Source organism: Prolixibacter denitrificans, from assembly GCF_003014495.1.
GTDB lineage: Bacteria > Bacteroidota > Bacteroidia > Bacteroidales > Prolixibacteraceae > Prolixibacter > Prolixibacter denitrificans.
Map to the genome: position 1 here is coordinate 1 of NZ_PYGC01000017.1, position 24,547 is coordinate 24,547.

At 44.6% G+C, this 24,547-nt stretch carries 26 protein-coding genes; 5 read left to right on the plus strand and 21 right to left on the minus strand.

Translation table 11 applies throughout. The features are described from left to right. Positions 1-239 precede the first annotated feature (239 nt). The gene (locus CLV93_RS20155; RefSeq protein WP_146142091.1) at positions 240-1,238 is read left to right on the plus strand and encodes a phospholipase D-like domain-containing protein; all 999 of its coding nucleotides are present in this window, start codon (positions 240-242) and stop codon (positions 1,236-1,238) included. A 255-nt stretch (positions 1,239-1,493) separates the two neighbouring features. Beyond that, complete coding sequence (locus CLV93_RS19215) at positions 1,494-2,663, plus strand: ATP-binding protein (protein ID WP_106543856.1); 1,170 nt, start codon at positions 1,494-1,496, stop codon at positions 2,661-2,663. Positions 2,664-2,748: 85 nt separating this feature from the next. Here CLV93_RS19215 and CLV93_RS19220 read toward each other — a convergent pair whose 3' ends face one another. From CLV93_RS19220 to CLV93_RS19305, 19 genes are all read right to left on the minus strand, one after another. Further along, positions 2,749-3,348 carry a hypothetical protein gene (locus CLV93_RS19220; protein ID WP_106543857.1) on the minus strand — a complete coding sequence of 200 codons (600 nt, stop codon included), beginning with the start codon at positions 3,346-3,348 and terminating at the stop codon, positions 2,749-2,751. Positions 3,349-3,650: 302 nt separating this feature from the next. Next, the gene (locus CLV93_RS19225; protein ID WP_106543858.1) at positions 3,651-5,027 is read right to left on the minus strand and encodes an FAD-dependent oxidoreductase; all 1,377 of its coding nucleotides are present in this window, start codon (positions 5,025-5,027) and stop codon (positions 3,651-3,653) included. Between the two features lie 39 nt (positions 5,028-5,066). Further along, a complete protein-coding gene (locus tag CLV93_RS19230) occupies positions 5,067-5,582 on the minus strand; it encodes a cob(I)yrinic acid a,c-diamide adenosyltransferase (protein WP_106543859.1) in 516 nt (171 codons plus the stop codon). Next, positions 5,579-6,523, minus strand: a complete 945-nt coding sequence (locus CLV93_RS19235) for a radical SAM protein (protein ID WP_106543860.1) — start codon at positions 6,521-6,523, stop codon at positions 5,579-5,581. Before CLV93_RS19235 ends, CLV93_RS19230 begins: the two co-directional genes overlap by 4 nt. A gap of 12 nt (positions 6,524-6,535) precedes the next feature. Continuing rightward, complete coding sequence (locus tag CLV93_RS19240; protein WP_106543861.1) at positions 6,536-7,000, minus strand: NifB/NifX family molybdenum-iron cluster-binding protein; 465 nt, start codon at positions 6,998-7,000, stop codon at positions 6,536-6,538. Positions 7,001-7,058: 58 nt separating this feature from the next. After that, a complete protein-coding gene (locus tag CLV93_RS19245) occupies positions 7,059-7,871 on the minus strand; it encodes an Mrp/NBP35 family ATP-binding protein (protein WP_170109003.1) in 813 nt (270 codons plus the stop codon). 88 nt (positions 7,872-7,959) lie between these two features. Then, a complete protein-coding gene (locus CLV93_RS19250) occupies positions 7,960-8,142 on the minus strand; it encodes a DUF5320 domain-containing protein (RefSeq protein WP_106543863.1) in 183 nt (60 codons plus the stop codon). A gap of 3 nt (positions 8,143-8,145) precedes the next feature. Then, positions 8,146-8,343 (minus strand): DUF5320 domain-containing protein, encoded by a 198-nt coding sequence (locus tag CLV93_RS19255; protein WP_106543864.1) that lies wholly within the window; start codon positions 8,341-8,343, stop codon positions 8,146-8,148. Positions 8,344-8,374: 31 nt separating this feature from the next. Next, the gene (locus tag CLV93_RS19260; RefSeq protein ID WP_106543865.1) at positions 8,375-9,277 is read right to left on the minus strand and encodes an ARMT1-like domain-containing protein; all 903 of its coding nucleotides are present in this window, start codon (positions 9,275-9,277) and stop codon (positions 8,375-8,377) included. 298 nt (positions 9,278-9,575) lie between these two features. Continuing rightward, complete coding sequence (locus CLV93_RS19265; protein ID WP_106543866.1) at positions 9,576-9,776, minus strand: ferredoxin; 201 nt, start codon at positions 9,774-9,776, stop codon at positions 9,576-9,578. Positions 9,777-9,779: 3 nt separating this feature from the next. Continuing rightward, a complete protein-coding gene (locus tag CLV93_RS19270) occupies positions 9,780-10,181 on the minus strand; it encodes a DUF134 domain-containing protein (protein WP_106543867.1) in 402 nt (133 codons plus the stop codon). Between the two features lie 200 nt (positions 10,182-10,381). Beyond that, positions 10,382-11,371: a beta galactosidase jelly roll domain-containing protein gene (locus CLV93_RS19275; RefSeq protein WP_170109004.1), complete on the minus strand. Its 990-nt coding sequence runs from the start codon at positions 11,369-11,371 to the stop codon at positions 10,382-10,384. Between the two features lies 1 nt (position 11,372). Further along, on the minus strand, positions 11,373-12,443 hold the full coding sequence (locus CLV93_RS19280) for a beta galactosidase jelly roll domain-containing protein (protein ID WP_106543869.1): 1,071 nt from the start codon (positions 12,441-12,443) through the stop codon (positions 11,373-11,375). A 69-nt stretch (positions 12,444-12,512) separates the two neighbouring features. Further along, a complete protein-coding gene (locus tag CLV93_RS19285) occupies positions 12,513-12,887 on the minus strand; it encodes a hypothetical protein (RefSeq protein WP_106543870.1) in 375 nt (124 codons plus the stop codon). 208 nt (positions 12,888-13,095) lie between these two features. After that, on the minus strand, positions 13,096-13,776 hold the full coding sequence (locus tag CLV93_RS19290) for a response regulator transcription factor (protein ID WP_106543871.1): 681 nt from the start codon (positions 13,774-13,776) through the stop codon (positions 13,096-13,098). Further along, the gene (locus CLV93_RS19295) at positions 13,769-15,313 is read right to left on the minus strand and encodes a sensor histidine kinase (RefSeq protein WP_106543872.1); all 1,545 of its coding nucleotides are present in this window, start codon (positions 15,311-15,313) and stop codon (positions 13,769-13,771) included. Before CLV93_RS19295 ends, CLV93_RS19290 begins: the two co-directional genes overlap by 8 nt. 100 nt (positions 15,314-15,413) lie before the next feature. Further along, entirely contained in the window at positions 15,414-16,301 is an 888-nt protein-coding gene (locus tag CLV93_RS19300; protein ID WP_211297923.1) for a DNA/RNA non-specific endonuclease, read from the minus strand. 276 nt (positions 16,302-16,577) lie between these two features. Further along, a complete protein-coding gene (locus CLV93_RS20330; protein ID WP_153637063.1) occupies positions 16,578-16,718 on the minus strand; it encodes a hypothetical protein in 141 nt (46 codons plus the stop codon). Next, the gene (locus CLV93_RS19305) at positions 16,708-18,498 is read right to left on the minus strand and encodes a glycoside hydrolase family 31 protein (RefSeq protein WP_106543895.1); all 1,791 of its coding nucleotides are present in this window, start codon (positions 18,496-18,498) and stop codon (positions 16,708-16,710) included. The genes CLV93_RS20330 and CLV93_RS19305 overlap by 11 nt, the downstream gene beginning before the upstream one ends. 232 nt (positions 18,499-18,730) lie before the next feature. Between CLV93_RS19305 and CLV93_RS19310 the strand changes: the two genes are divergently transcribed. From CLV93_RS19310 to CLV93_RS19320, 3 genes are all read left to right on the plus strand, one after another. Further along, positions 18,731-19,075 carry a YrdB family protein gene (locus tag CLV93_RS19310; RefSeq protein WP_106543874.1) on the plus strand — a complete coding sequence of 115 codons (345 nt, stop codon included), beginning with the start codon at positions 18,731-18,733 and terminating at the stop codon, positions 19,073-19,075. Positions 19,076-19,165: 90 nt separating this feature from the next. Next, a complete protein-coding gene (locus CLV93_RS19315) occupies positions 19,166-19,903 on the plus strand; it encodes a GNAT family N-acetyltransferase (RefSeq protein WP_106543896.1) in 738 nt (245 codons plus the stop codon). 233 nt (positions 19,904-20,136) lie between these two features. Next, on the plus strand, positions 20,137-20,889 hold the full coding sequence (locus CLV93_RS19320) for a murein L,D-transpeptidase catalytic domain family protein (RefSeq protein ID WP_106543875.1): 753 nt from the start codon (positions 20,137-20,139) through the stop codon (positions 20,887-20,889). Here the strand turns inward: CLV93_RS19320 and CLV93_RS19325 are convergent. Next, positions 20,850-22,445: a L,D-transpeptidase family protein gene (locus CLV93_RS19325; RefSeq protein WP_106543876.1), complete on the minus strand. Its 1,596-nt coding sequence runs from the start codon at positions 22,443-22,445 to the stop codon at positions 20,850-20,852. The genes CLV93_RS19320 and CLV93_RS19325 overlap by 40 nt on opposite strands. A 274-nt stretch (positions 22,446-22,719) precedes the next feature. After that, a complete protein-coding gene (locus tag CLV93_RS19330) occupies positions 22,720-24,474 on the minus strand; it encodes a family 43 glycosylhydrolase (protein WP_106543877.1) in 1,755 nt (584 codons plus the stop codon). Positions 24,475-24,547 lie beyond the last annotated feature (73 nt).

Below are 24,547 nucleotides of genomic sequence, written 5' to 3' on the forward strand. Positions count from 1 at the left end.
ACTACACTTATTGTTTAGTCCCGGAAAAATTGTATTTTCCAATTTTATCCGGAACTTACAAGTAAGTGTGCACATGCTCATGCTGGGCACACACATCGTGTATAGTGCATTTGGCGGATAGTGCTAATTTCAAGCATGTTACATCTAATAAACATTGTAGCGGCTTGACAGATTCGTGCTTCGAAGCGCCAAACGACACCATACACGTAACCGTTAGCACCAATTGTAAAACTAAGACGATGGTAGAAGTATATTTTGAAAATATTAGGACTCAAATCATCAAGCAACTTGAGAAAGCTGAAAAAGAAATAAAGGTTGCTGTTTATTGGTTTACAAATCATGACTTATTTGAAACATTGTTGGATAAAACTCAAAAAGGACTAAATGTTCAACTAATAATCCATAACGATTATATAAATAACAGGGAAACAGGATTGCCATTTCAGACTTTCATTGACAATGGTGGTAAATTTTTCTTTTCCGACAGTTATAATCCGATGCACAACAAATTCTGCGTAATTGACAACAAAGTGGTTATTAATGGTTCATACAACTGGACATATTATGCAGAAAATAGAAATCGTGAGAATATCCTAATAATTGAAGATGAAAATGATATTCCACAATCATTTGATGAAGAATTTGAAAGATTAAAATCACTGACAGAACAAATTGAAAAGATTGAGCCTCTGACAAAATTTGAAGTTGATGAAAATAATGTTTTGAGAACAAGAGACTACCTTGCCAATGACATCGTATATCAAGCCAAAGCTACGAATAGAAAGGAAATTGTAACATTTGCATTTGAAATTGCCCCGGAAAATATCGAGGTTCAAAAAACAGCATTTGCACTTGACTTGACAAAAAAATGGAGATTAAAACACTCTATCGGCTCCAGTTTGCTAAATGACAAATATTTAGTTATTGTTCCAAAAGGTTCAATGATACCAATTTCAAAGACAGAAATCGTACAGACCGTTTTTGACAATCAAAAAAGTTCTTCTGCAACGATACACTTTGGAGAAAATCCTATAGCAAGTAAAAACAGACAATTTGCTGAAATGAAAGTAACTGGACTACCTCCCAAACCTGCAGGAGAAGCGAAATTGAAATATCATTTTACAATTGACATTTACGGTAATATGAGAATGGAAAAATTTTCTCTTGACAATGGGAAACGACAAATTTTAAATAAAAAAATTACAGGATTATTAGAAGAAGTGATTGATGAAAATTAAACAACAGGTGCTAACACGTGGTATAAGGCATGGCTGGGTTTGTGCGCCCAGAAGCTTCGGGGCGACAAGTCGAATCTCGTCCCAACCTCAGTTTCGGTCGGACACTCAGACTCTCGTCTGACCGCCACGACCTCATACCACCACCGTTAACACGAAGCAAAAAGAACATTATGCACATTTAATTGAGCAACTCATGCAATTATTTGCTAAATACGTTGTGCAATTTTGTATATTTGTAAAAAGTCCAGAAAAATTATGAGAACATTATATCAGAAATTTGAAACGCTTTTACAAAGTACGACAACGGATTTTAAACGCTATTTATACGATAAAGTCTCATGGGATAGTCGAATGATTGGAATTATTGGTGCTCGTGGAGTTGGTAAGACGACCATGATATTGCAGTATATCAAGGAAAATTTAGACAGTAAAAGAGCGTTATATGTTTCGGCAGATGACATGTATTTTGGAGAAAACAGACTTTTTGATTTAGCGGATGATTTTTATAAAAATGCAGGAGAATATTTATTTGTCGACGAAATTCATAAATACAATGATTGGTCTGAAGAACTAAAGAATATTTATGACTCATTTCCTACCCTGAAAGTTATATTTACAGGTTCTTCAGTACTCGATATACTGAAAGGTTCGGCAGATTTAAGTCGTAGAGCTATAATTTACAAATTACAAGGACTTTCATTTCGTGAATATTTGAAATTATTTCACAACTATGATACGGAAGTCTACTCTTTAGAGCAAATTATAAACAATGAGGTAAAACTTGAAAATATTCACCATCCATTACCCTTATTTAACGACTATTTAAAACGAGGATACTATCCATTTGGAATAGAAAATGAGATGAGTTTACGTTTAGGTCAAATTATTGTTCAAACTTTGGAATCAGATATTCCGCAATATGCAAACTTAAATGTTGGAACAGGTCGAAAATTAAAACGATTACTTTCCATAATTGCAGAAAGCGTGCCTTTTAAACCCAATTTTTCTAAAATATCTGAAATGATTAGTGTAAGTCGGAATTCTTTAGATGATTATTTTTCATATATGGAAAAGGCAGGACTTATTGAACAATTACGCAACGAAACTAGTGGAATTCGAGGACTAGGAAAAGTTGATAAAGTGTACTTGGATAATACAAATATCATTTTCAATTTAGTTGGAGAAAAATCAAATGTAGGAAACTTGCGGGAAACATTTTTTTTCAATCAAATGCGAGTGAAAAATGAAATCATATCTTCCAAAAAAGCAGATTTTGTAATTGGAAATTATACGTTTGAGGTTGGAGGCAAGAATAAGCAACAAAACCAAATAGAAAAAGACAATAAATCATTTGTTGTAAAAGATGATATAGAATATGGCTATCGCAATGTGATTCCGCTTTGGACTTTTGGATTGAATTATTAAAAAGACGATGACAAATGAATGCCAGCTACTAACCATATTGTCATATGGCAGACAGTGGCAAACCGCGCAAACAATTCGTTTCCGTTCAGCTCTTCTTCTCCGATATCTGCCGCAACCTTTCCAACACTTTATTGGCTTCGTTGAACAGCGGGCGCCAGTCGGAGTTTCCGTATTCAATCGCCTTCCATTCTTCCTGGGCGTGAAAAGTTCCTTTGTTGGTCAGCAGGTAAAACCCGACGTTATGCCTGTCGGGCAGCAGCGTTGTAGTTGTCTTTTCGGCTTTCCCGATATAATCCTGTCCCAGTTCGACAAATGAGCGAACGGCCTTCCGAACTTTCCGGTATTGTGCGCCGCCAATGATGCCGCCTCCCGAACTGACATACATGCTGGCATCGCCATTTTGGAAGGCAACAACCGTTACAGTGCCCTCTCCTGTGTCCCAGTCCATCACAATACCAAATACCTTTGTTGCTCTTCCGGTGCTCTGTCCTCCAACCAGGTCGGGGGTGATTTTCAAAGCCATTTTTCGTAAATCGTAGTAACGATTTTCAATTTTCTCAGGTTCGCCGCCCTGATTGGTCGTTGTAAAGGTTGGTTTCTGCAGTGTCTTCTTTGGAGACGGGAAAGCAAAGAAGAAGCCCGTAACAACCACCAATATTACCGCAATGATTATGTATATCGCCATATGCCCCTGTATTAGTTTGTCCTGTCCAAAAAAGCTTCTCAACAATCAACTCTACCACGAGACTTTCACTAACGTTTTTCAGCAGCGTGTTCTGTCTGTCTTTGTGTCTTTCAGCGGGTTAATATAGTAATTATTATTTAGAATGGTTCTTTGGCATTAAGTTTTCCTGAATACCATGGTGGATTTGCAGGGCAAAAAAGAAGGGGATTCACCGGCTTTTATCCCGGTTCCTCCCCCATCTTTACACTAATTGCTATGTCAAACCCTAATAACTGTACATCAAAAAGTTTATATTTTCGGAACTATTGGTTTTGAGTTGGTTTTCTTCCGCTGGCAATTTTGGCCGCCACGATTTCTGCGGCTTTAATGAGCGGGTAACCCGCCGGTGAAGCCGTCAGGCACGGATGTGTACCAATTTGTGACGACAACAGTGCATTGACCGACATCCGGTTTTCGATGGCCAGGCCAATTACGTTGGTCAGTTCGCCGGCACTTAATCCACCAATCACCTCGCCCCCGATGATGATTCCCGAGCGCCGGGCCACCACCAGCTTCACCAGTTGTTTGTGCGCATCGGGCAAATTGCCGGGATGTCGATCGACACCTTCGAACAAGCCGGTTACCACTTCAATGTTTTCTTCGGATGCCCGGGCTTCCGTCACACCGGCAGTTCCAAACCCGGTATCGCCAATGGCGGTAGAATAGATGGCAATGGTACCACTAAAGGTTTTAATGACATGCAGATTGAAAAGATTCATGCCGGCGATACGGGCTTCGGCACAAGCCGTAGAAGCCAGCATGGTAAATACGCGCCGGCGTGTAACGAAATCACGTTTCTGCGCACAATCGCCCACGGCAAATACGTCGGGTGTGTGGGTGCGCATGTATTCATCGACCGCAATGAAGCCGCTTTCGTCGACATCGATGCCTGATTTGGACGCCAATACTGTATTAGGCTGGTATCCCATCGAAAGAATTACCGCGTCGACCTCTTCGGTAAGGCCATTTTCGAGACGAACACCGGTAACTATACCATCTCCTACAATCTCTTTCACACCGTTGCCGGTGATGATATTCACGCCCCGTTCTTCAAGCATGGTTTGTATGCGATCGGACAACTCCACATCAAATGCCAGGCTCAAAATAGAGGGTTCTTTTTCTACCAGGATGACCTCTTTTCCGTCCCGCACCAACTCGTCGGAGAACTCCACTCCAATGAAGCCGGCCCCAATGACCGCAACACGTTTACACGACGCGAGCTTTTGTTTCATGTCGTCGAGGTAGATCTTATCCTTCGGAATCACGAAAACATTTTTCTTTTCGGCCCCGGTCAGCCATTTGGGTTTGACCGGAACAGAGCCGGTGGCAATGATGAGCTTACCGAACTGAATGGTATCGCCTCCGGCCAGCTGAGCGGTTTTAGCCTTTGTATCGATGGCCGTCACTTCGTCCACAATGGACTCGATTTCATTTTTGGCCATCAGGGCGTCGACCGGCATGATGTTTTTGGCACTGTCGCCCAACGTGCCGAAAATGTATGGGATACCGCAGGGAACCATTACATCCTTCTGCTTCTTCACCAGGATAAACTTCTTCTCCGGATTGGATGATTTACCGGTTACGGCTGCCACCATGCCGGCTGCACTTCCTCCAATTACTAATACATCGGTTGTTTTCATGTGTTTATTTTTTGTATTCAAGGTTTTTGTATTTCCGGCTTAAAATTCGATCCCTCTCCGACCGATCAGCCCTTGTGTATAGTAGTGTTTTACTTCTTTCATTTCGGTCACCAGATCAGCTATCTCTATCAGATCGGGCGTGGCGTATCTTCCAGTCACGATAACTTCGGTATGTTTCTCACGAGATTGAACGGCCCTAATTAGTTCTTCCGAAGAAAACAGGTTAAAATGAACCGCAATGCAAGCCTCATCCAGCACGACTACATCATAATCTCCGGAAGATAGAACGACTGTAACTTCCTCCAGGCCATTCCGGGCTGCATCGATATCCTCCTGTGAGGCTTCCTCAACGATAAAGCATTTCAAGCCGTACTGCCTCAGGATAATCTCCGGAAAGAAGCGGGCTATCGGTTCGTGCTCTGAATAAGTGCACCCTTTGACAAACTGGGCGAAAAACACTTTTTTCCCGCCTCCTACTGCCCGTAGTGCTAATCCAAGAGCCGCCGTGGTTTTTCCTTTTCCATTCCCCGTATATACCTGAACGTAACCTCTCATGACGTTGCATTGTAATGTCGCAGATAAAAAATCTTGTCGCGGTATTGCACCTTGTCTATCAATCGCTGATGCAACAATGATTGCAGTACCGATTCATCGGCCTGATCGTTTTCCAGAAGTTTCAGCAGGGCGTCTTCCCGTAGCGGATGGACCGCTGTAATGTTCAGAATGTCTTCGAAAGCATTGCCGGTATATCCTGCATCGACGCCTTCGAAGCCGGTGAGAAGTTCGGTATTCAAACCAACAGAATTAAAAAGTTGCCACGCGGTATTCAGTTGTTCTGCAGCGGGTCTCCCGACGTGCTTTTCTGCCGGCGGGCGAATGGGAATGGAGAGATAAGCTGTTTGAGGGCTCAGCTCTTTCACCATTCCGGCCAGCTGTTTCAAATGGCCCGCATCGTCGTTGTAATTCCGGACCAACATCGACTCCGAGCATAGCGTGCCGAAAAACTCGTCGGCGAACAGGTACACTCCGGACCAATAGTCGTCGAATGACAATCCAGCAACGGGCCGGTTGAGCTTTTTCCAGGTCGCTTCATTTGCTGCATCAACTTTAACCGAAACCCAATCGGCCAGTGCCAATGAACTTCGGACTTCCTCCCGATTCAGCAACGAAGCATTGGTGATAACAGCTACCGGGATGCCCAGCGTTTTCAAGCGGGTGATGGATTCGCCGAGATTTAGATCGAGGGTCGGTTCGCCATTCGACACAAAAGTCAGATAATCGGGATAATTGTCTGGCTTCAATCGGCGCAGATGCTTTTCGACTTCCCGGAAGACCACTTCCGGAAGGTAAAATGCATCTTGTTCAGTCGTGTGACGCTTTGTTTTCCCTACCTGGCAATACACACAGTTGTACGTGCATGTCTTGGGAGAGACGATGTTATTTATCCCAAGGCTCTTTCCTAACCGGCGCGACGGTATGGGCCCAAAACTGATCATCTGAACACTTTTTTATCGTTCCTCCTGAAGCCTGGGTTTTACCGACCTCCCGGGCATCTTCAAAATGCCCAGATTGATCTGGTACAATCCGTAGTGGTTGTCAACTTTTCGCCTCTCTTCCATTAACCAGAATATGTGCTTTAAAAGAACCTCTGTTACTTCACCAATGCATGTGGCTGAAATAATCACCGGGATGAAATGCTCACGAACCATGTGAAGATTCCGGCCAAACTGTCTGGCCACCAACACATCGATGTCCAATTCCTTCAGAAAACTGATGATCGCTTTTCCCTTTCGGGATGAACCATGTGTGTAGTGTTCTTCGGGACGAATAAACGGATTCCGATATTCATCAATCAGCGTCAGTTCATCATCCTTGTATTCATAAATCAGGAACTGTTCAGCTTCGCCAAAATGCTTTTTCTCAAAAGCATGCCCCTGACTAACCGCAAAAGCGAAGCGCAAAGATTCTTTCATAAGCACACGGTTTAAGAAACTGACATGGGACAATTAGTAACTATCGATGCAAACTCTCTCAGGCAGGTACTTCTTTTACCTGGTCGATTTTTTGCGCCAACTCTTCGAATGCTTTTATCAGAATGGCATTTCCGGAGTTGAAAATATTTTTCCCCTGGTCGCTCAACTCGCACACATCGGCCACCAACGGTAACTGCGAAAGTAAAGGCACACCGTATTCGTTGGCCAGCTGCTCTCCTCCTCCTCTTCCAAAGAGGAAATATTTTTCATCGGGATGTTTTTCGGGGACAAACCAGGCCATGTTCTCCACGATGCCTGCCACCGGAATATCGACGCCGTTGGCCACGAACATGTGGGCTGCTTTTCGCCCATCGGCAATGGCCATTTGTTGCGGCGTAACCACAATTATCGCCCTGGCTCCCGGGAACTTCTGTGACAGCGTAATGGAGATATCACCTGTTCCGGGCGGTAAATCAATGACCAGGTAATCCAGTTTTCCCCAGCGGGTATTCTCGATCAACTGCGTGAGTGCTTTGGAAGCCAATGGCCCCCGCCAGATGACTGCATCCTGCTTTTGCATGAGAAAACCAAGTGACATTACTTTGATGCCGAACTTCTCGACGGGCTCCATCAAATCTTTTCCGTTCTCCTTCCATACGCGGGGACGAGCGTCTTCCAACCCTAAAGCCATCGGAACAGAAGGTCCGTACAGATCGGCATCCAATATTCCGGTAGCATAGCCTTCGCGCATAAAAGCCACTGCCAGGTTCACTGCCACGGTTGACTTACCTACACCGCCTTTTCCCGAAGCAACCAGAATAATATTTTCCACTTCCGGTAGAATCTTCGTCTGCATTTTCTTTATTTCCATGTTTTTCATTTATACAACGTAACTACCATGTTGTCAATCGCGCATGAAAATTCATGCGCGATTTTGAGCGACAAACCACCATGAGACGTTAGCCGCGACCTCTTCTTCGGCGACCAGCACCCCGTCCGAGGCCTCTTCCCCAGCCGCCTCTTCCGAGTCCGCGACCAAACGGTGCCTCACTTACTTCATCTTTTCCGGGTTCGCATTTACCTATTGCTCTTCCGGTGCGGGGACCTTTTCCCAGCGGTCCGGTTCCATTTAATCCAGGCATTTTTCACCTCCCTATTTTTGGTATAAATCCACTTTTTAGTCTTTTACCGCGGCCTTCACCACCACCGCTTTTCCAGCGTTTGCCAAGACCGGTACCGAGTTTGTTCTTACCGGTTAAATCTTCCGGTTCTTTGCAACGGCCCAATTTCCGTCCGGTCTTCGAGCCTTTCCCTTCCGGGCCTGTCCCGTTTAATCGTGGCATAACATCTTGATTTTTTCATTCACATCGCCCTCTATAATTCATGGCACAAGGTTTCGTAATACTCAGCTCCCACAATCTTCTGCTGATAACGCTTTCCATACATCACAACCGGGTCGTCAATATTCACTTTCAGCAGATTCGCTATCACCTGACATCTCGTTGAAAACAGGAAAAACGTCTCTTTTTCGGTTTCGTTGTGTAATTTCCAGAAGTTGGAAGGCCCCTTGGAAATAATCAAATCAGCCTCCCGATAAATCTTTCCGAATGTGCTATTGGTGGACAAATCGCTGAATGATGTAAGTTCTTGCGGAATGCCTTTTATCTCTGCCACACGCTCGATTCCTGCATGCCGGGCATCATCAACCGTAGCTTCATCGAGAATCCCCTTTTCCCTGACCGCATAGTAAGCCTTCGAATGATGCAATTGCTCCAGCAGCAGTTTGTCGGTGACAATTTCCCCGGCTTTATCGCCTATGAACAACACCGTATTCGCTTTCCGAACCCGGTTAAACAACTTACCCGAATCATCGATAACCGGTCGTAAACGAGCAGCTGATACCAACGACAACTTCAGGCTATCCATCGCCCCCTGGTGATTCATGATATAATTACCGGCCAGCGTATACTGCAGTGCTCTTTGTAGCGGGTTAATCGATTTCGAAATATCATTCCGGATCGTTTCTTCCAGTAGGAGGAATTGCTCATTGCAGTGTATCCGCTCATCACTAATAGCCTGCTTTATCTGACATCGTCTTTCCAGCAGGTCATCCAGGAAGACCGGTAAAGCCGGCGCTGTTTTCATCTCACTTTCAGCGCTCGCCATAAACCGAATGGCATCCAGCGCGACTTCGTTGGCCCGCTTGTCGTCTGGGCAATGTCTCTGAATTAATTGCTCAGTCTGCTTTACGATACATGTGACGCATTCCGGAAACATAGTTGGTTCAATTTAGGAAGGAGCAACATCATTTCATCCAGGTTATAACGCCTGATTGCTAACCTTCTGTTCATGAAACAAAGGTAGGAAACTAAATGAACATTTGTTCATTTTAAGAGAAAAATTCGAATGCAATATCTTTTTTGAAGACATATCGGAGTAAAAATAACTCAGGTATACTTCAATTGAATCTTTGAGAAAGAATGAAGATGGGTGTGTAATGAAGAAGGGAAGGCGAATGCAAACCGATAGCTTCCGGCTGGCAGTAGTGCTGTGAAAAAAGAGTCAGTTGTGACTGTTATGGTTGCTCGCCGTTGTCCTGGTTATCGATGAACTTTTGTTGGTAGAGTTGATGATGGTAGGAACCCTCTTTTAGCATGGTACGTCCACACTTCGGGCATTTCACTTCCCGGCAGGGAATTCCCTTTTTGTGTTCCAGACGTAGGTCACACTTCACGCAGATGCAGTATCCGTTATATTCTTCAGTTTGTTTGTCCATCGGTTACTCGGGATTTAATGATATGATGTTATCTGAATGACATTTACGACAACTTCCAATGGGTTTGAGCGTAATCATCACCTCTTTGCAATCGTTACACCGAAACCAGTAATCATCGGTAGCGTAATTCCCGCCCTGAATCAGGATCGCTTTTCCCTCCACGAAGGCAGCGGCAATGGTTTTTCGTGCCCTGTCGTATATACGGGTAAAGGTCGGGCGGGAAACCCCCATTCGCTCAGCCGCCTCTTCCTGTATCAGATTTTCATAATCGACAAGCCGGATAGCCTCATATTCTTCTACCAGCAAAACAGTTGGCTCCAGATTCTTCATCGGCACACCAAAGGGCCTGAAACCTTCCATTACCGGCGGCATGGTTACTCGTCGACTTCTTTTTCTGTTCGGCATAAAATTGGATTTTCATTACAATAATACGAAATTTGATGAACATTTGTTCCTTTTATACTTCATAAAAACCTTCAATGTACGGCACTGCAGACATACCAAAGTCTTCTATGCTCTTCTTTACACGAACGCAAAAAATAGCAGGTCGTTTCCAACCTGCTATTCGAACCATGATAATCTAATCCTCGCTCTATTCGCAAAAACTAGTTTCTTCGCTTTGCTTTCCAGTATTCTCTGAATTTCTTCTGGGTCATAATTCCGATGGGGCCTTCGTAAATTCCTCCGTCCCCACCCGAGTCATATACTTTTATTTCAATCCTATTTTCTCCCGGTTTCAACGTGTTGGGAGGGAGAAAATAATTCCGGAACTCGCGGTATATGTTACCATTGTTTTCACCGAATTGCCCGGTTTGTCCAATGTATTTTCCGTTGATGAATAGCATGTCGGCATCGTCGATGCGGCCGGCCAGCATGACCAAACGTTGTGAGGCCAGATCAGCACTCACGTTAATTTTCTTTGTATATACGGCGTACCCGTCATAACCGAAGTATCCCTGGTTCTCCCATGCGCCCGGCACATGAATCGGCCTCGCGCGGCTCTCATTGTAATCCCTTCCTTTGTTGAACTGCCATTCTCCGGCCAGGTTAATATCGAATTGCGGCAAAAATCCGGCAGAGTAAATTTTCAAATCACCGGCGATGATTCCTCCGTCCAGCTGAGCATCGTACACCCGAACAGCAATCACATTCTTTCCGTCATAGTTTATCAGGTTGTTAGGAACCTGGTATTTGCGTAGCGCCTTGTAAGCAGTCGAGAAATGTGGCGGGAACGAACCTGTTTTGCCAATTAGCGTGCCGTTGAAATACACTTCATCAGCATCATCGATGTACCCCATCTCCAGAATCACCGATTGATTCTTCATGGAAGCGGGTATGAAAGGTGAGAGTCGGTACCAGGCGTAGCCATCATACCCATTATAACCTTGATTCTCCCACCGGTCTGGCACCTTAATCAAATTCCATCCGGAATCATCGTAATTCGGCGATGCCCACTCCATGTTGTCCCCAATCCGGAATTTCCACATTCCGTTCAGGCTTTGCTCCATGGGTTCACCAAATGCCGCGGCAGACACCTTTAAGCTTCCAACCAGTACCAAAAGCACTATCCATTGTATGGTGATAATTTTTTTCATGTTAATCGAACAAATGGAGTAGGTTGCGTATAATTGAATGCCAACTGTCATCATCATCGTTGTTATTCCGCTGCAGATTTTCTTTCAGGGCTTTCACTTCACCTTCTGTCGTAATTCCCACCGGACCTTCGTAAATTCCGCCATTCAAGCCAATATCCTTCACCTCAACGGAAATCAGGTTCTTATTTCGTAATAAATCCGACGGTATTTTGTAGATGCGATACAACTGCCATGCCCGGTCCTGACGAAATCGGGAATAGCCTGGCAAATCCTCAACCTCTCCTATTTTTTCTCCATTCAAATATACCTTGTCAAAATCGTCGATCTTACCCAGCACGAGATAGAGTTCCCGTCCTTTTAAAGATTCGGGTAGTGAGAAACGCTTATGATACCAGGCTATTCCGTCAAAATCGCCATATCCCTGGTTATCCCATTTCATCGGGACATATATATCAGCCCAGTTACTGTCGTCTGTCGCCGGACTATTCATGTTGCCAAAATTGTCGATACTGAATTTCCAGGTTCCGCTTAAATCCAATGTCATCATCGCCTGATCGCGATCGTAATACAAGCCCAAACGGTTGGCTCTGAGGATTCCCCCATCACCTCCTTCATCGAATACTCGCACCGCAATCACATTGTTCTCTCTCTTCAGCAGCGAAACCGGTACAACGTATTGCCTTTCTACATTATAAGCTGTTCGGAAATTCGGAGGAAATTTACCAGTCTGTCCTATCTTTTTTCCGTTAATAAATACCTCGTCTACGTCATCAATGTAGCCCAGGAAGAGCATCAGATAACCTGAGGCCGGCAAGCTCTGGATGTTGAAATTTTTACGGTACCAGCCATATCCGTTATACCCTTCGTAGTAATTTTCCCATGCACGTGGAGCATAAATCTTATCCCAATCATGCACATCGGCCGAAGGAGTTGCCCAAACCGGATTATCGCCCACAGTGAACAACCAATTGCCCCGCAAATCAGCCAGCGACCTCCAATCAGACGCGTCAGCCTTGAAGACTCCCGCCACTGCAAAAATGAATAGATAGACAATTATGAATTTACGAGTCATGATGGTTATGATTTGCGTTACAAGATATTTAAAAACTCCTTTCGTCCGAATCTCTGGTTAGCCGTTCGATCACGGCGTAGTGTAGCGAAGATACAGATTGAATGTATATGCCTCGCCTGCCAATGCCCTGTCGGCTTTCACTTCCTGTTTGCTAAACATATATTTAACAAAGTCTTTGGCTTCCTTGTTATCGGTAATTACCTGCAGAAGTCTCAGCGTCCGGTCACTATTCACATAAAAGCTAATGGTTACATTCTCTTTCAGCGAATTGATATTGTGCTCGTAGAAATAGTTTTGCAACTGACCGATTTCCTGCCGGAAGTTTTTCTGGATGTCACTGGTCAGATTTTTTTCGGCCATATTCAATCCCGTCTCCCCGGCGAAAGTAAGGCCCGTCATCATTAATACTGCGACGATTGCTAAAATTGCTCTTTTTGTTTTCATCGATTAAGGCTTTTGTTTTCATGATTAACTATCACAAAGTAAAAGCCCCGATGTAACCCCGCTGTCAAACGCGAGTCATAAGATGCCACAAGTTGTCACAGAAATGTCACGGGAAGAAAAGAAGACACATAAAACGCTATAGACAAATGACATACACAGATAAGAAAATATTTCAATTTTCTGAAAAAAACTACCGATTTTGTCTGGATTAAAGCACCAGCTTGTAGCCGATACCATGAACTGTCACGATGTGCTGGCTATCTTCCGTATCAATTTTATTCCGTAACCGGACAATGAAATTATCGACGGTACGGGCGGTTGGTTGGTAATCCATGCCCCAAACCTGGTCGAGAATATCGTCCCGCGAAACAATCCGGCCAGCATGCCGGTAGAGATAATGCAATATTTCAAACTCCTTGTACGACATTTTCACGGGTTCGTCATTATGCAACGCTTCAAAATCGTCAAATGAAACCTGGAGTTGGCCGATGGTCACCCTTTGCGGCGAATCATCCTGTTTAACGTTTGCCGTCCGGCGAAGAATAACTTTGATACGGGCCAGAAGCTCCCGCAAACTGAAGGGTTTGGTGACATAATCGTCTGCTCCCAGCTCCAGACCGAGCACTTTATCCAGCTCTTCGCCGCGAGCCGTTAACAAGATGATGGGTGTATCGTTGTCTTCTGCCCGGGTTTTCTTACACACATCAAATCCTGACATCCCAGGAAGCATCACGTCCAGCAAAACCAAATCGTACGAACCGGATTGCAGCTTTTTGAAGCCGTCATCGCCCCGGTTGGCTGTGTCCACTTCGTAACCTTCAAACTCCAGGTTATCGCGCAAGCCAATCAGCATGGCTTCTTCATCCTCAACGATTAAGATTCTAGGCATGGTTCTGTTTTTTTACCGGAAATTTTAAAATGAATGTACTTCCCTCGCCCAGCTTACTTCGCAGCGCTACGCTGCCGCCGTGTGTCTTCATCATTCGTTTCACCAGGTTCAGTCCTAATCCCGAACCTTTGGCTTTGTGGGCTAAATCGCCTTCAGTTACCCGGAAAAACTGTTCGAAGACATGCTTCTGATTTTTGGAGGAAATGCCGATACCATTATCTTCCACTTCGACCCAGACGTGTTTGGCTTTCTTCACCAGGCGAATGTCAATTTTCTTATCTTTTTCAGCGCTATATTTGATGGCGTTGTCCACCAGATTCACCAACATCGTTTTCACTACATCACTATCGGCATATACCAGGGCTTGATCAACTTGCGACGAAAAACGGCAATCGACCTGCGAAGCCTCCAGGTGTGACTTCATTGAGACCATGATTTCGGGAACCAATTCCCCCAGGTCGACCATCGAGAACTGGTATTTCAACCGGTTTTTCTCCAGTCGTGAGAAGTTGAGAATCCGGTTGACGATATCCGTTAACCGGCCACTTTCCTGGTGAATGGTATGCAGGTATTCTTCCTGTTTCGCTTCGGTCTTCACCCGCTTCAACAGTAAGGTTTCAGCATACATGCTAATTAGTGCGAGTGGCGTTCGTATTTCGTGTGATACATTGGAAACGAATTCTGATTTCAGCTCGGCCAATTTCATCTCTTTGCGGATGTTCCAGATGACAAAATAGAGTCCCAGCAGCACTACAATCGTTAGGCCAATCAACATGTAATTGTCCCGTTGTGTACGTTCGGACGCCAATTCTTCGAGTGTTTTGGCCTTTAACCGGATTCCCAGTTGATAGCTAGGAAAGTACCACATAGCTGCTTTCTCAATTTTTCCGGCCAATTCATCATTCGCTTCAGTACTGTAAACCACGCTACCGGATGTAGAATCGGAAACACTGATGAAGAAAAGGTCCTGCGCTATCTGTTGTATCTGCGGACTCATGGTCTGCAAGACAAATGTCCGTGGGTTGATCACCAATTGACAGGCATGCTCTCCTTCGCGATTCTTTTGCAGAAAATAAAGCATCAGTGTACTGTCAGTCATCATCTTCGAGTCAACACGCTGATAATTCGACTTCAGATAGTCCTGTAGTTTTTCAATTTCTGCCGGGGCCGGCCATTCGTCAATACGGATAGCCTTACCACTATTGAAATACTCCGCCTCAACCTGGTGCGATGCTAAATCCAAAAAACGAATAGCTAAAACGGAACGGTTGTTTTGGAAAAGATTGTCTACCAATCCTTTCTCCACATCTCCGCCAGGTGCCACGGGTTGGTCGAGACTTTGACGCCACTGATTAACAACATTTTCAGAATACTGGTTAACCGAATAGAGAATGGATTCCAACTGCGTACTAAATACGCGCTGAACCATCTTTTCATTTTTAGTCAGGGTTGAGAACTCCCGCACCAAATAGAAGCTCAAAGGTAAAGCAACTATCACTAATAAAACCAGGCTTATTTTGGCTACAGTTCGGATCATCAGCTTGTTTACATTCTTCAGAAAACCTGATAAAGGTATGAAATCAACCCGAATTTTAGAGGAATTCGATCAATTCTACGCCATACGATCTATCTGCAAACTACTTTTTCTGATGTTGCCAGCAATATTTTGAACCAGGTTCTGCTTTTCGGGAACATCGCTTACCCGATTTGGTTATGGCCTGACACTGTCTTGAAGTTGTCGCCTTGGTTATACCGTTTTTCGAACTATGATGCGCGCTGGATGAATAGGTCGATGTAGCTGCAGAAGTAAACGACCAGGCTCCCGGATTCACTGCTGCTTCCAGCTTATTTTCGATACTGTCGGGCAATTCCGGAAAGAAATCAATGCCGGTCATCGCCTCCACCATGTCCACAGAAACCACGTATTCCGGTAACGGTTTCGTACCTGTTTCATTCGGAAGAATAAACGCAATCATTTTCTGTTTACCATGAGGATCGTATACCACTTTGTAGTAAAACCCGGGAACGGTTATCCTATCGGGACCAATAAACCCAAGGTCATTCTTGAAAATCGGGCCGGAAACGACATAGATATCACCATCCATCAGCGCCCAGTTTCGTACCTGTGCCTCCAGTTTTTTCCAGATTCCGCGATTAAAACTCGGCTTCTGAGGAGACATGTTCGATAGATAAAAAGTCTCCGACATAGCTTTATGGTTGAGCCGCATAGCTGCTGCCGGACAAAGATGTCCCCGGTCGTAGCCGGAACCGCTGTAGTCGGCCAGCGAAGCAGAGCCCGTTTTCACTTCCGGATCGGGTCGAAAATCATCCGTGCGCGATTCTTTGCCACTCACATCGGCAGCAGTCAACTCGTAGTACACCCAATTCGCTTGTTCTTTCGACTCATTATACGACAAGGTATAGTAGGTGTGTTTTACCGTTTCGCCCGTGCTTAAAGGAAGAAAAGTCTGTGCCCATACTGTAAAAGGCAGCATCAATAAAATACTTACCAGGATTCGTTTCATCGCTATCATTTGATATTCATCTAATCAGTGGTCCGGCTTCGTCTTTTGACAAATCGCCGCATTATATGTTCAATACAGTAAAACGCATGACTACTCTGAATATTGCGGATTTTAAGGAAGAGAGGAGGTTTTCAAGCGCCGCAAACCGATAACACGTTAGCAGGCAATCACTGACAAGAAAAAATTTTTTTGATGTTCCTGAGCAAGCAGAAGAAAAAAACCGCAAGAACGATGTTGATTTCGCTCCTGCGGTCTATTAATGGAAGGTATTAAATTCTATTTTGATTGTCCCGGCTTCATGGACTCGGGTATGTTCATGTGAAGTAGAATATACCGCGCCACGATGTATTCGCCTTCCGGAATCAAATGAACGCCATCTTTATTCATGGCCTGAAAAACCGGGTGATTAGAGTTCAATATTTACTTGATTTTCTGTTGACTTAACACTTTTCAGGCGAATAGTAATCGTTTTATTTTCATAATTGTACATCCAGCCAGTCGCCTCTTTTCCATTAACAAAAACAGCTCTCGGCTGCGACACATCATGAAAAACCAAACGCCAGTAACGATCCGGTTTCATGCCTTTGTAATTGCCTATTACAGGTGAAATAGTAAAATTAATCCGGTCATCACTCCTGCTGGCGGAGAAGGTTGTAGCAGCGATTTCGCCTTTCAGGTAACCGTTACTTTTGCCATCATCTTCGTACATCGTAAAGCCCGATTCTTGTGTAGACGGATAAATATCTACCGTCAGGGTATCGTTGTTCCCGCTTTCGATAGTTGGCGCGTAATTCCTGGTAGGAATAATCGCCCCTTCTTTTACAAATACGGGTATCTTCTCCAACGGTGCCAAAACCTCAACCTCATGGTTCCCTTCGTATTTTTCACCGGTGACCTTGTCAATCCATGTTCCTTCCGGGAAGAATACCTTCCGGGAAACGGCTCCCTGCTCGTAAACCGGAGCAACCAACATTTCGTTGCCAAACAAAAATTCATACAAATGGCCCAGGATTTTGCCAATCATATGTTGACTCTGCAATCGGCTCCGCAACGCGTAGGTGTAGATGTACGGGAAAAGTTCCATGCGCTGGTGTGCATAATTTCTGAAAAGCGTATCGGCCTGCTCTGAATAGAGATAAGCCAGATTGGACGTAGGATTTTCTGGCTGAGAGAAAACTTCGGTGATGGGGCAAAACATCGAAAATTCCATCCACCGGATGTAAAGTTCCTTGTCCAATTGGTCGGTTTTTCCCATGTCGAAACCGCCGGTATCGTTGGTCAGAAACGGTATTTTACTGGTCGCCTTCGATGTATCGGTGTACATGGCAATGTTTTCCTTAAATGCCACGCGGGGAACCCATGAATTAAACTCCTTGGTGGGCTTCTCCACAGTCCAGTCTGAGCGGGTATCGTCCGTCCACTTGGTTGGATAACGTTCGTATGTTGGGCTGTCTGTACCTCCGGTATGCGATAGAATGAAACCCCGTCCTTCAGTTTCTTTGCCGAACTTCTGTGTCATCTCAAACATCGCTTTACAAACGCTGATTTTCGATGTTCGATCGAGCTTGATAAAATCAGCACCTTCGTCAAAAAATTGCTTCATGCGCTTTTGAAAGTAAGCCACCGCTTCCGGATTGTCGAAATTGATATTCCCGGTAGGTGTAGCCACTTTACTCTTGGTGGTGTTGAACATGGCTGTCTTTGTTCCTGCGTTATGCCATGTGTCGGTATTCGTGAATACCTTGGAGAAATACCCTCTCTTTTCGAAATCGTTGAAGGCCGATTCGCTGCCTGTCTTCTGTATGCAATCCCAGATCCAAAATCCACCTTTAATGTCATTCTTTTGCATAAAGTCCCACATTGCTTTTCGATTAGGGAAAGCTGTGGTATCAGCCACGAAGTCGATGTATTTTTTGGGACCTTTGCCATGATTATCAAAGCTCCAGAACCACGAATCAATCCAATACGCGTCGATGGGATAATTGTGCGCTTTTATGTCTTTGATGCGCTGAATGGTTTGCTCTTGATTGGTATAGCCTCCGTACAATACGCCAAACGCCCAGGCGGGAGGAATGACCAGGTTGGAATCAATTTTCATTTCCGGCATTGCAGCCTCAGCACTATCGAGATGCTGTTTTGGTGAGCACGATTGAAAAACGGCCAATCCGGCAATCAGAAGAGTCAAGATTTTTTTCATCGATGTGTTTTTATTCATGATTTAGCAGTTGATTCTTTTTTTAGGCTGTTGCGATGGACTTCTTGCCAGTCAGGATTAGGTCGTTTTTCCAACGCAAAAGCCATATTCACCCAAACAGTGTGTTTCCCTTTCAGATCATACCGGGATATCAATTCCTTTTCGGAAATTGACAAACGAACTTATCAATAATACAATTGTTCGATTCGTTACACTTAATTGAATTCCATTTTTCATGAACTTCATCAAACAAATCAATCTGTTGGTTTCATTTCTGCTAGAAATGGGACTCATCATTCTGGCTGGTCTCTGGGGCTTTGAACAAGGAGAAAGCATCCTGATGAGATACGTTCTAGCCGTTGCTGTTCCGGCGGTTATCATTTTACTTTGGGGCGTCTGGGCGGCACCGAAATCCAAACGACGATTGAAGAACCCTCTCCGAACCATATTCAAACTGACGATGATGGCCTTAGCCGTATACTTTGCTTATAGCACAGGACATCCGGTTTGGGCTTTGTCCTTTGCGGTTATCAGCATTTTAAATGTGAGTCTCGCCTACTTTTGGAAACAGGATTATTGATTATTTTTCGCTTTCGCCGAGGAAGAAATACTAATACAACCTTTGGAGGATTTCGTCCATGATTACCGGAATTCTTTTAATCAACCTGAAATGAAAAGCAGAGAAGAACTTATAATAGCCAACTGGGAGAATCTTACTTCCTTATGGAAAACAGCAGCGACTCCCTTCCGGGGAAATGTCGCCGGAGATGTATTTGATTATGAGGAGATTGGCAACTCCGACTGGCCAAACCGCTTGTGGTTTCACGATGATATTACGCAGGAAAACGTAGAAAAAGCGTTGGAGAGACTCGAATCTTTAAACACCCGCTTTACCATTCCCTACCGGGATATTTACGGCAGTCAATCCAACCAGATTCTGGAAGAAACCGGATTTACTAAGACATTTGAGCAAGTAGCCATGTCGTTGCCATTGACATCGCCCTTTCAGCTGGAGAACAAACTTGATTTCAGTGTGATATCCAATCCGACCGACGCAAAAAGGTGGGCCGATATTTATCCGTCCGCTTTTGGTTACCGCATCACCGAAGAGACGTTACTCAAAACGATGGGTTCAATCCAATACATTCTGGCATTAAAACAAAATCAACCGGTGGGGACGGCCATTCTTTTTCAAACTGGTCCATTTGCAGGCATTCATGGTGTTGGCGTGATTCCCGAGATGCGGAGAAAAGGATTGGCGGAAGAGATCATGAAATTCGTGCTCAATAAGGCCATACATGATGGAGCAGAATACGCCACTTTGCAGGCATCAACAATGGGCAAAGGCCTTTACCTGAAGCTGGGCTTTGACGAGCAATTCACCATACATAATTACGTCAAAGCTTAAAGATGAACTTCTTCTACAATGAAGCGATATTTTACTCATAAAAGAAAGATGTATTCAACATCAAATAATGTTATAATAAACAATTGAAAAACAATTCGTTAAAAATCCATAACAAAATTGGTTGTTCCAATTATTTGAATATATTTGCCACTAACAAACAATAATGTAATCAACTTACAGTTTGTATTTTACAATCAATCAAGACAGATTACGCAGGAATACATCTTTCTTTTATGCCCAAAAACCATTTGTTATACCGCTTTATTTTCACATTCTCTGTGTTGATGTTCCTGGTGGGGACCGCACATTTGCATGCAGTCAACCCGCCTTCTCATCCGTATCAACATGAACTGAATCGAATTGATTCGCTGTATAACCGCCTGCAACCAACCGACATCAAACCTTCATACGCAGCCTTTCGGGATGGACTCGTCGGCTACTATTCCATCGAGAAAGAAAACAAACTGGAAAACAACCGCTACCTCACACTGATAGATATGTCGTTGGCTTCGACAGCCAAGCGGTTATGGGTAATCGACCTGGATTCGATGAAAATAGTTGAGAATACTTTGGTGGCACACGGACGAAACACGGGCGTCAATTATGCGGTTAAATTCTCCAATGCGCCTTCATCGCATATGAGTAGCCCGGGATTTTACATTACCGGAGCTACCTACCAGGGTAAATATGGCTTATCGCTCTATCTTGATGGAATTGAACCTGGCATCAACGACAAAGCCCGCGAGCGTACCATCGTGATGCACAGTGCACCTTATGCAACACAAAAGTTTGTGAAAGAGCATGGCCGGCTCGGAAGAAGCTGGGGCTGTCCTGCCGTTCCCCCATCCAAAAGCAAGGCGATCATCGAAGCCATCAAAGACAAATCGTGCCTTTTCATTTACTCGCCGGTTCCGTCTTATTTGAAGAAATCGAAATACCTGGGATTTCAGTTCGACTCATCAGGCGATGATTTAAGCTCCTTGTAAATGGGTTCGTCTCTCGAGTAGATATCATCCCGGAATTGCAACTGACCATCATCGTTTTCCCACGCCGTCAAATAAACTAAAAACACCTCTGGCTTACGATTGAAACGGACGACCTGCGTTTTGCGAGACTCGATCGTTTTATCGATTTTCCGCGACGTCCATTCGGGCTGCTCCATTAACAGATACTGAGCTAATTCGATAGGTCTTTCGACGCGAATACACCCGGAACTGAATGTTCGTCGTACCCGGTTGAATAAACGTTTACTGGGTGTATCGTGAAGAAACACATTGTAGGGATTTGGGAACACAAACTTAACCACTCCGAGCGCATTCTGATCTCCCGGAAGCTGACGATACGTGTAGCCGGAAGCATCTGCACTCGCAAAATTTACTTTCTCCGGTTTCAGTTTTGTTCCGTTGCTTTCAAATACCTGAATATTCCTTTCGGCAAGATAACCTGAATCCTTTTGAGCTTCCGGCAAAATGTCATATTTCAGAATATTGGGCGGAATGGTCCAGGTCGGATTAAAAACCAGGTATTGCAACGTGGAATGAAAGATGGGGGTTTTGCGATAGGTGCGTCCCACAATCACTTTGTGTTCACCAACAGGTATATGATGATCATACACAAACAGCATATAGTCCGGGATATTGATAAGAATATAATAATCCGGGAAAGATTCAGGCAACCACCGGATTCGTTCCATGTTGACCTCGATTTGCCTGATTCTCTCCGACGCCGGAGTATTCATTTCTGCCAAGGTTTGCGGACCGATGGTTCCCAAAGCTTCCAGACCATGATTCCGTTGGAACAGAATAACCGCTTCAGACAACTGGTCATCATAAAAATCCGGTTGTTCCGGTTCCGGTCCGTCATATTCACCGGTACTGAGCAACCTTTTCCTGACCAATGAAATTCGTGAATCATCATTACCGGGCTTGAGAATCTTCCCGGACGGTATTGTTTCCCAGCCTCCCTGTTTGTCAATCTCCCGGTACTTTTTCAGCTGGTATCTCAAACCTTCGTATAAATGGCTTTGGGGTATGATACTCCTGTAAAAGTCACCCACCCGAACATACGGAAGTTCAATCAGAAACCGAATAATCCGGTCATCAACCGGAGAAATATTCCAACGAGGAGTAATGGTCTGAGGATCGATTTTCCCGTTAAGCAAATGCGAAGAAAGCAGTATAAAAGCATCGGTCAACAGTATATCCCGGGTCGCCGCATTTTCATTGCCCGCTTTCCGCGCAAGCGAGTCAAGGATTTTCAAATGGTAATCCGTGGGTTGCAGACCATCTACGTCACAGTGACGGATGAGAGACATTAGTTCGTCAATTCGCACATCGCTGGACCAGAACGGCGTATAGAAGTGCTCCTGATACTGTTTTTGAAGCGTGGGCAGGCAAAACAGTTTGATTGAGTCATTCAATGTCGGCTGAGCAGCAAGATTCTCTACTTTCTTTCGAATCCATGAGGTGACCGATTCACCATCGGCAGAGAGGACAGCGAAGAAAATAACGGGTAAAACCAGTATGTGACGGAGTATTTTCATGGCACGGTTTCTTTGATGATACTCGTCGTATACTCAATTCGGGGGAAGAACATTTAACGGTGGAAGAAAGGCAGTTATTCAGGGGGCAAACTGCACTTGTCGGTGTTCTCCTTACCTATTGTTGCTTAGTATAAAGTTACGGAACAAGTGGACTAAATTCCTAATGTCCCTTCTATTTCCTTTGAAATCAGCTATACATCGAAAATTTCATCCGCAAAAAATACCCGGAAATCATGTCTGACTTCCGGGTTTTATATCACTTTGTTTTTGTGTTCTATTTCGCGTCCATGACTTCCGTTGCTGGTGAAATCCCATTCTCATTAAAGGCTTCCACCGTGAAGTAATAAGGCTGATCGACATTCAAACTGCGAATATCGAGCGAATCTTTGCCATAAACCAGCCATGAATTGTAAAGCTTGTCAGGAGCAATTCCCCAGCGGACATTGTACCCTTGAGCTTTAGACTGTGCTTTCCAGGTAAGATGAGCATTACGTCGATCGCTGTTGCGCGCCACCTCAAACGGCTTCACTTTTCCCGGTTTCTTCCCATTTCCGTTTCCAAAGATTCGTAATCCGGAAATCGCCAGGTAAGGCGTCGGCACATGATAACTGGTAAACCGGATGTAACGGGCCTTCACCGGCTCGGCAAGTTGCACGTAGTCGTTAGGAACATCCTTGTGATTGTTCCGCTTGTCGACAATAACGGACCAGGTCTTTCCATCGCTGGAGCCCTCGATTACGTATTGCTCATAAAGATTCTTTTGCCGGCCGTAAATATTCGAATGATAATCATGGTAATTAACCTGTATGGCCCGAATGGTCGAAACCGAACCCAAATCCATCTTCAGCCATTGAGGCTTGTCGGTATTAGCGGCCACCCAGAAGGTTTTTACATGCTCGTCATTCACATGTTCCGGAACAAAATCCTTCAAATGCGACGACGCTTCAATCGGCTTGTTGTACGAAAGCAACATCCAACCGGTAAATTTTCCCTGTTCGCCAGGCTCTGCCGGTGCATAATGCGGATAATCGCCATAGTTCATGTTACAATGCATCAAACCGTCTTTATCGAAGAAGGTAGGAAACATACCAATCCGCCGTTCGAATTTGTAATTCACCGAGATGTGCATGGTAGCGAAATGCCAGAGTTGTTGGCCGGGTCCTTTGACCGTGCTCCCATGACCGGCACCGTTAATAAAACCTCCCGGTTTGTAGCTGACCGGATTATTCGGCATATACGTGTACGGCCCCAGCGGCGAATCGGCTATATACACCCCGTCGGCATATGTATTCCACTCGGTACCCGGCGCAGCATATTGCATGTAATATTTGCCATTGTGTTTCGTCAACCAGGCACCTTCCATGTACCCGCTGAGTTTCGGATCGTTATGATTCGGGCCAAAGCGCTCCCAACCGTGCTTATCTTCGTGAAGTTTGAATAATTTGACGGTTTCCGATTTCTTGATGAAGCGATTTTTCGGGTCCAACTCCATTCCCCGAATGGGAAAAGTATTGGACGAGCCCCAGAACATATAAGCCTTCCCGTCATCATCCATGAAAAAGTCGGGATCCTGCAGGTTCCACAAAATCGCGGGTACCGCTTTCCAGTCTCCCTTTCGGGGATTATCGGTATATAGCAAACTCATATTCCCGGAAGGATCACCGGTGACATACAGGATGGAATCTTTGTAGTTGTAGGCAGCTGGAGCATTGGAGCCCTGAAAATACCAATCCTGCGGCTTAATGAATTGCCAGTGAGTTAAATCATCGGAGTACCAGTAGCCCAGCGACCGGGTGACGAACATATAGTATTTTCCCCGGAAGGAAACCACCGCCGGATCGGCGCCGGAACGGTACGAAATATTCCGGTGCGAATTAACAATCATGTAGGTGTAATCGATGTTGATCGGATTACAGTAGGTAACCGGCTGTTCAGCGGGCTCCTGACTCGGTTGGGCTTCTAATTTAAATGCCATTGTGGATATCCCCAACACAAGAGCTGCAAAAACAAATAACTTTCTGGTTTTCATGTTGTGTTTCTTATTTTTCATAGGACAGATACAGATGAAGTGCACTCATCCAATGTGCTATTGTTCTTCAAAA